This is a genomic window from Citrobacter sp. TBCS-14 (genome assembly GCF_005280805.1).
In the GTDB taxonomy this organism is placed as follows: domain Bacteria; phylum Pseudomonadota; class Gammaproteobacteria; order Enterobacterales; family Enterobacteriaceae; genus Citrobacter; species Citrobacter gillenii.
This window is the reverse complement of the sequence record NZ_SZWM01001222.1, coordinates 1-245: the sequence shown is the minus strand read 5'-3', so window position 1 is coordinate 245 and position 245 is coordinate 1. Positions and strand designations below refer to the sequence as shown.

The window sequence follows — 245 nt, the reverse complement described above, 5'->3', positions numbered from 1 at the left end:
GGAATTGATCGGCTTGCCGCCTACAAAGATGTTGATGTGCTGTGCTTCGATCACGGTAACAACAAGGATATGCAGGCACTGATGTCCACACCGTTGTGGCAGGCGATGCCATTTGTTCGCGCCGGACGTTTTCAGCGTGTTCCCGCCGTCTGGTTCTATGGTGCAACGCTATCGGCGATGCATTTTGCCCGCATTCTGGATAATGCGCTGGGGGGCAAAGCGTGAGTAAACGAATTGCACTATTC

Annotated in this window: 1 pseudogene; it reads left to right on the top strand. The window is 53.1% G+C overall.

Annotation, left to right across the window (positions count from 1 at the left end):
• Window positions 1-225: pseudogene (locus tag FDX22_RS26355) on the top strand (Fe(3+)-hydroxamate ABC transporter substrate-binding protein FhuD); the annotation flags it as partial.
• Between the last annotated feature and the right edge of the window lie 20 nt (window positions 226-245).